This window comes from Alcanivorax sp. (assembly GCF_051117345.1).
Classification (GTDB): domain Bacteria; phylum Pseudomonadota; class Gammaproteobacteria; order Pseudomonadales; family Alcanivoracaceae; genus Alcanivorax.
In genome coordinates, this window is the sequence record NZ_JBNPEC010000257.1 from 1 (window position 1) to 6,232 (window position 6,232).

Consider the following 6,232-nt stretch of genomic DNA (forward strand, 5'->3'; position numbering starts at 1 on the left):
TTGATTGTCGTGTTGATTTACGGCTATTGGGTGTGGGCGACGCGCGGCATCGAGGTGCCGTGTCAGAGTTTCGATTTCCGTGAACTGGTGGATGCGCTCTGGGAGGCGCGCTGGGAGCTGCCTCTGCCGCTGGTGGGGCTGGGGGTGATTTTCTCCGGCTTCCTGGTGATCAGTGAGGCTGCAGCGGTGACTGCGCTCTATGTGCTGGTGGCGGAAGTGTTCCTGTACCGGGAAATTACCCTGCGCAGACTGCCCGGCATCATGCGTGATTCCATGATCATGGTGGGCGGCATCCTGCTGATTTTGGCAGTGGCGTTGGCCTTTACCGATTACCTGGTTTACGCCGGGGTGCCGGAGAAATTGTTCACCCTCATCCAGACCCACGTGGAGAGCAAGATCACCTTCCTGATCCTGCTCAACATTCTGCTGTTGTTGCTGGGGGCGGTGCTGGATATCTTCGCGGCGCTGGTGATCATGGTGCCGCTGATCCTGCCGGTGGCGCTGCGCTACGGTATCGACCCGGTGCATCTGGGGATCATCTTTGTAGCCAACATGCAGATCGGTTATATCACGCCGCCGGTGGGCATGAACCTGTTCATCGCCAGCTACCGTTTCAAGAAGAAAGTCACCGAGCTGTTCGCGGCCACGCTTCCCTTCATGATGGTGCTGATTATCGCCTTGCTAATGATTACCTATATCCCGCAGCTCAGTCTCTGGCTGGTTAGGTAAAAGCAGTTAATAGTTAATAGCTGCGCGATCAGTCGCTTTGAGGGTCAGATACGCAAGAGGCCGCGTCCAGATAATGGACGTGGCCTCTTGCGTTTGAGCCGGTTGGTGAAGAAGAGAACGTTACTTTCGTACCGTTTTTACTTGAATGCTTTTGCCTTGTCCTTTCTGGATCTGGAACCACTTGGGGTAGGCGCGGATCATGTCGCTGAGTTTCTTGTGGCCGAACAGGCGGGTGTCGAAATCCGGTTTGCGCTTGCTCAGGTGCTGGCCCACGGTGCCCAGGTTGGCCCAGTCGTCTTCGTCGGAAATATCGTCAATCACGTTGGCGATCAACTGCAGCGGTGGCGGTTCCTTGCTGACCGGCTCGCTGGGTGCAGGTTCATCGGTTTTGCCGGCGGTGTCTTGCGGGGTGTGATCCGAACGCAATACCTCGGTGTAGATGAACTTGTCGCAGGCGGCTACAAAGGGGCCGGGGGTTTTGCGTTCGCCGAAGCCGTAAACGGTCTGCCCTTCTTCGCGCAATCTGGCTGCCAGACGGGTGAAGTCGCTGTCGCTGGATACCAGGCAGAACCCGGACAGTTGTTTCGTATACAGCAGATCCATGGCATCGATAATCATGCTGCAGTCTGTGGCGTTCTTGCCCTGGGTGTAGGCGAACTGCTGGATGGGTTGGACGGAGTGTTTCAGCAGCACGCTTTTCCAGCCGCCCAGGTTGGGCTTGGTCCAGTCGCCATAGATGCGTTTGACGCTGGCTGTGCCGAATTTGGCAATTTCCTCGAACAGACCGTCGACGATTTTCGGCGGGGTATTGTCCGCATCAATAAGCACCGCCAACGAGGTGCTGCTGACCGGTGAAGACTCCGTGCCAATGTTGCTGCCTGCCATGATGCATTCCTTTTGCCTGCGATAACGTTAACATAACGGATTCGGCGGGGCAGAGTTAACAGTTAATAGTGAATAGTTAACAGCGTCGCGGGATAGTGTTGTCCTGGTTTCGAACCCAAGAGGCCGCGCCTAGGTGATGGGCGCGGCCTCTTTGCTTTCAGAACAAAACATGCTGGTACGCGTAGCTGTTAACTATTCACCTTTAACTGTTAACTGCCTTCAGCGATTTCTTGTACACAAAATTCGCCATGACACGCAGAGGCATCATGCGGATCCAGAGGCTTTGCAGGGTCACGGACAGGCCGGGGAGGGCGTAGCGCTTGCCCTTGTTGAGGGCCGCGTAGCCGGCTTTGGCTACCGCTTCCGGGGTGGCGATGTGTGCCGAGACGAATTCTCTGATGCCGCTGGACGATTTATGTTTGCTCTCGGCGGTATCCAGAAAGGCGGTTTTGGTGGTGCTGGGGCAGAAGCAGGTGACCTGCACGCCGTAGGGTTTCAGCTCTTCGTGCAGGGAGGCGCTGAAGTTGATCACGAAGGCTTTGCTGGCGCTGTAGGCGGCGAAGAAGGGCATGGGGCAGAAGCCGGCCAGCGAGCCGATATTCATGATCTTGCCGTGGCCACGGGCCTTCATGCGCGCGCCCACCAGCATGCATAATTTGCTGAGCAGGATGTTGTTCAGGGTAAGCATGCGCTCCAGTGTCTGGCTGTCCTGTTCCACGTGCTCGCCCATCATGCCGAAGCCCACGTTATTGACCAGCACGTCCAGTTCCAGGTTTTGCCGATCCAGCCACTGCATGATGTTTTCGGCGGCCCCGGGTTGGGATAGGTCCATCTGTACGGCATGGTAATCCACGTCGGGACGCTGTGATTTCAGATCATTGCCGAGTGCATCCAGTTCCTCCTGCAACAGGCTGAAGACGATGATGCGGTAGCCGTCGTCGTTGAAACGCTTGCAAAATTCCCGGCCAATGCCGCCGGCGCCGCCGGTAATCAGTACGGTTTTTGTCATTGCTGTTTTCCTGTCAGGCGTTGCCGGGTTTGTCGTCCGGGCCAAGCTGGAACGGGCGGATGATCATGCTGCCGGAATGCTCCCGGTGATATTGCTCCCGGGCTTTCCAGGCCTTGCCGTAGCGATAGAAAGGAATGGTGGGGTAGAGGTGATGGATCAGGTGATAGTTCTGGTACATCAGCACCGGCGTCAGCAGCCATTCCTTGCCCATGCGCATCAGCGCGGTGGTGTTCGGGTCCACGTCCTGGCGGCCGGTGTGCGGGTAGTGGGGCAATACCATGAACACCAGACACATCAGGTAGAAGGAAAAATACGAAGGGATCAGCCACAGCATCAGGGCTTCATAGGGGCGCCAGAGAAACAGGGCGGTGAGTGCCACGCCGGCCACCGCCAGCTCGCGCCAGATCTCCGCGGGCTTCACATTGGGCAGCACCTGCGGATTGCGCAGGAAGTTGATCAGATAGAGGAAGGGCCAGAAGCCCCACAGAGGCATGGTCCACAGGCTGCTGGCCATCCAGTGATCCGGATCTTTCTGCGGATCGTTGGCAAAACGGTGGTGGCGCATGTGCATCAACCGGAACATCTTGCCCTTGCCGAAGGGCACAGCCACAAAGGTGGCAATAGCAAGAATCCAATCGTTGTGCTCGGGCTTGCGAGCGGCACAGCGGTGGATGGCTTCATGAGCCGGGGTGAACATCACATAGCCGGCGATACTGTTGATGACCAGGCCCACCCAGGCTGGCCAGAGGCCGTTAAGCACCATCACCCAGCTGAGGATGTTGGCCCCGTGGGACAGCACCATGAGGGTCACTGTGGGCCAGGCGATTCGGGGGGATGCCTTGAGCCGGGCCAGGGTCTTCAGCTGGTCGTGTTGCGGGGCGGTTGTCATTGTCATGGGCGCTCTCCTGCAAGGTTGCAAACAGAGTGTTTACCTTTTGGCGGGAGAAAATAAGCGCGGAAACTGCCAATAGGGGGATATAAAGTGACAATCGACTGTTCGCAATATTCCGGGTGGTCTGGCTAAAGGTTCCCCTGCCGGAAGCGGCCCGGGCTGGTGCCGAACCAGCGCTGGAAGGCCCGACGGAAGCTGGCTACATCGGTGTAGCCCAGCTCTTCGGCGACCATACTGACGGTGTAATGAGGCAGGCTGAGTAATTGAGTCGCCCGGCGGCTCAGGGTCTGGTCCCGCAATTGCTGGAAACGGGTGTCTTCCTGTTTCAGTTTGCGGATCAGGGTGCGTGGGCTGAGATGGAGGCGTTCGGCCATGGTTTCCAGGCTGGACTGACCCCGGCACTGATGCAGCAGGGCGAGCACCTGGTCGCTGAGGGTGCCCTGTCGTCGCAGGCTTTCCTGACGGGCTTCACATTGCTGCACGGCCATCCACATCAGTTCGCGGTCATGGCCGGGCAGTGGCTCATCGCCGTAACGGGATGGCAGGCAGAGCGCCACCGCCGGGGCATCAAAGATGATACGGGTGCCCTTGAAGGTGTGCGGATAAAAGTCGGCATGGGGTGGCGCCGGGTAATTGAAATGAGCCTCGCCTTCCTCGATCGGCTTGCCACGCAGCACCAGGTGGCAGGCATAGGCGGAGGCCATGGCGGACTCGGTGAGAAAGCGCACCACCTCATCCTGCGGGTAGGCGAATGACAGCACCAGCTTGAGGCGGTCATTGGTTTCCTGCATCTCGGAACTGAACACTCGGGTGCGGGTGTTGTTGAAGCGGGCAAACAACTGCATGGCGTCACGCAGGCTGGGGCTGGCCATGGCGGCAATGCCCATGGGGCCGTGCATGGCGGGCAGGGCGCGCAGGCCGGTTTGCAGGGCGATATCCGGGTGCTCGGTGAGCTGCAGGGCGTTACGGATCAACTGACAAGCACCGGGCCAGTCGATAAAGCCGTCGCTGTGCTGCAGGGTATCCACGTCCACGCCGGTGCCCGCTACCAGTGTCTGCAGCCCGGCCTGATCCAGCCCTAGGGTCTGGGCGATCATGCGGCAGTAGGTCATTGCCAGGTCCGGAGTCATGGTCGAACGGGTCCTGTGCGGCGGCGGTGGTGCGGAACTGAGTAGAAATAGATAGTCGCACCTGGGTTTCGGGCAGGCAATGACAGAACCGCGCGGCTCGTTGAGCGGCAGATCACGGCAGACAAAAAAACGGCCGTCAGGGGTGACGGCCTAAGGGGGGGAAGCATGAACCCTCACGGGTTCCGGGTATCACAGAATCAACGCATGGATGTAGATCTGGAGGCGAAGAGAGCAGTTCTGCCGCCATCCAATGAGTAAAGAATAACGACAGTCCCGAGGGGAACCCAGAAGGCTGGGTTGAGGGGTGTTATCAGATTTTTCGATCAATCCCGCATGATGCGGTTGGGTTCAGACCAGCGATTTTCGCATGGCGTGGCGGGTCAGCGGGATGCCATCCCGTTCGGCCTGTTCCTGGCCTTCGCTGGCATAGCCCATGTAGGCAAAAAAATCGTGGGCAGTCAGGCTGGCATGGGTAGTCAGCTCAGTCAGGCCTTCGATGCGAGCGCCGTCTTCCAGATGCTGGTAAAGCAGGGTGGCGACACCGACCCGGGAGGCCTCCGGGTGGACAAAGACCATGTTGATGTAGTCGCGAATCCGGTGGGCAAAGCCCACCAGCTTGTCGTCCCACTCGGCCACTACCGTGTCGCCTTCGCTGAGGACGGAGATCAGGCTGTCGTAGCTCTGGCCGCGGCTCCAGGCATCCCGCTGCTGCTGGTCGTAGTCCGCTGCTGCACTGATCTGGATAGCTTCCCGAAACACGCCGAGAAGCTCTGACATATCGCTGCTGTGCAAGGGGCGAATCTGGAAGGGCATCAGGGCGGCGATAGGGTCCGCCTCTGGCGCGGGGCCGGCCGTGCGGACGGTTTCAGGCTCCTGCCGGGTTTCCGGGTTATGGAGGGCCGGCTTCGAAGGTGTCCGGCGGTGAAAAAGCTGGCGTAGCCATTGCAACATCACTGATCTGCCCGGGCAGTGTTATCTGCCTCTTCTGAGAGTTTTTTAAGTGCCTGGATTTCTTGCTGTAGCGCGTCCAGGTACTGGTCCTGCTGGCGGAGGAGTTGTTGCGCTGTGTCCTGTCGATCCTGTAATTCTGCGGCCCGTTCTGACAGCTCCTGCTGTTCGCGCAGGCGGGCGTCACGCTCCTCCTCCGTAAGCAGGCGGGTATCATTGCTCTGTTCGGCAAACAGGGTGCCGGACAGGATCAGCGCGATGGCAGCAAACAGGTAACGCACGGACTTCCCCCAAACTGGCCGTGAAGGCGATCAGCATAGCAAAAAGGGGGCGGGAAGGGGGAGGGCGACCTACAAGCTACACTCGTAGGATGGGGAAAGGTCCGAAATTTCCTCAAGCTCCGAGCTTTTTCGAGGTCGCTGTAGGAACGTAGCGTAGCGGAGTAACGCACGTAGTTCCGTGCGGCCCGAAGGGTGAGCGAAGCGAATAACGGCGCTCTCTGTGCTCTGCGAGTATGAGGTGCGAACCGCGCTTGCGCGGAAATCGCCCGCAGGGCGATCAGGAATGTCAGCGTTCGACAGGTTCCAGAAAGAACGGCGGACAGACCTTTGCCTCTGTCGACTCGCTACGCTCGGTTCG

Annotated in this window: 7 protein-coding genes; 1 reads left to right on the plus strand and 6 read right to left on the minus strand. The window is 59.0% G+C overall.

The genetic code is table 11. The annotated features are described in order from the left end of the window. Positions 1–729, plus strand: a 729-nt coding sequence (locus ACFE0K_RS16070; protein ID WP_434537031.1) for a TRAP transporter large permease subunit, incomplete at its 5' end; no start/stop codon positions are given. A 120-nt stretch (positions 730–849) separates the two neighbouring features. Here the strand turns inward: ACFE0K_RS16070 and ACFE0K_RS16075 are convergent. The 6 genes from ACFE0K_RS16075 to ACFE0K_RS16100 form a co-directional block, all read right to left on the minus strand. Then, complete coding sequence (locus ACFE0K_RS16075; protein ID WP_434537032.1) at positions 850–1,614, minus strand: NYN domain-containing protein; 765 nt, start codon at positions 1,612–1,614, stop codon at positions 850–852. Positions 1,615–1,816: 202 nt separating this feature from the next. After that, positions 1,817–2,623, minus strand: coding sequence for an SDR family NAD(P)-dependent oxidoreductase (locus ACFE0K_RS16080; RefSeq protein WP_434537033.1), 807 nt, complete (start codon positions 2,621–2,623; stop codon positions 1,817–1,819). Positions 2,624–2,636: 13 nt separating this feature from the next. Continuing rightward, positions 2,637–3,518: a fatty acid desaturase gene (locus tag ACFE0K_RS16085; protein ID WP_434537034.1), complete on the minus strand. Its 882-nt coding sequence runs from the start codon at positions 3,516–3,518 to the stop codon at positions 2,637–2,639. A gap of 125 nt (positions 3,519–3,643) precedes the next feature. Next, complete coding sequence (locus ACFE0K_RS16090) at positions 3,644–4,645, minus strand: AraC family transcriptional regulator (protein ID WP_434537035.1); 1,002 nt, start codon at positions 4,643–4,645, stop codon at positions 3,644–3,646. 348 nt (positions 4,646–4,993) lie between these two features. Then, entirely contained in the window at positions 4,994–5,596 is a 603-nt protein-coding gene (locus tag ACFE0K_RS16095; protein WP_434537036.1) for a GNAT family N-acetyltransferase, read from the minus strand. After that, positions 5,596–5,874 (minus strand): hypothetical protein, encoded by a 279-nt coding sequence (locus ACFE0K_RS16100; RefSeq protein WP_434537037.1) that lies wholly within the window; start codon positions 5,872–5,874, stop codon positions 5,596–5,598. Before ACFE0K_RS16100 ends, ACFE0K_RS16095 begins: the two co-directional genes overlap by 1 nt. Between the last annotated feature and the right edge of the window lie 358 nt (positions 5,875–6,232).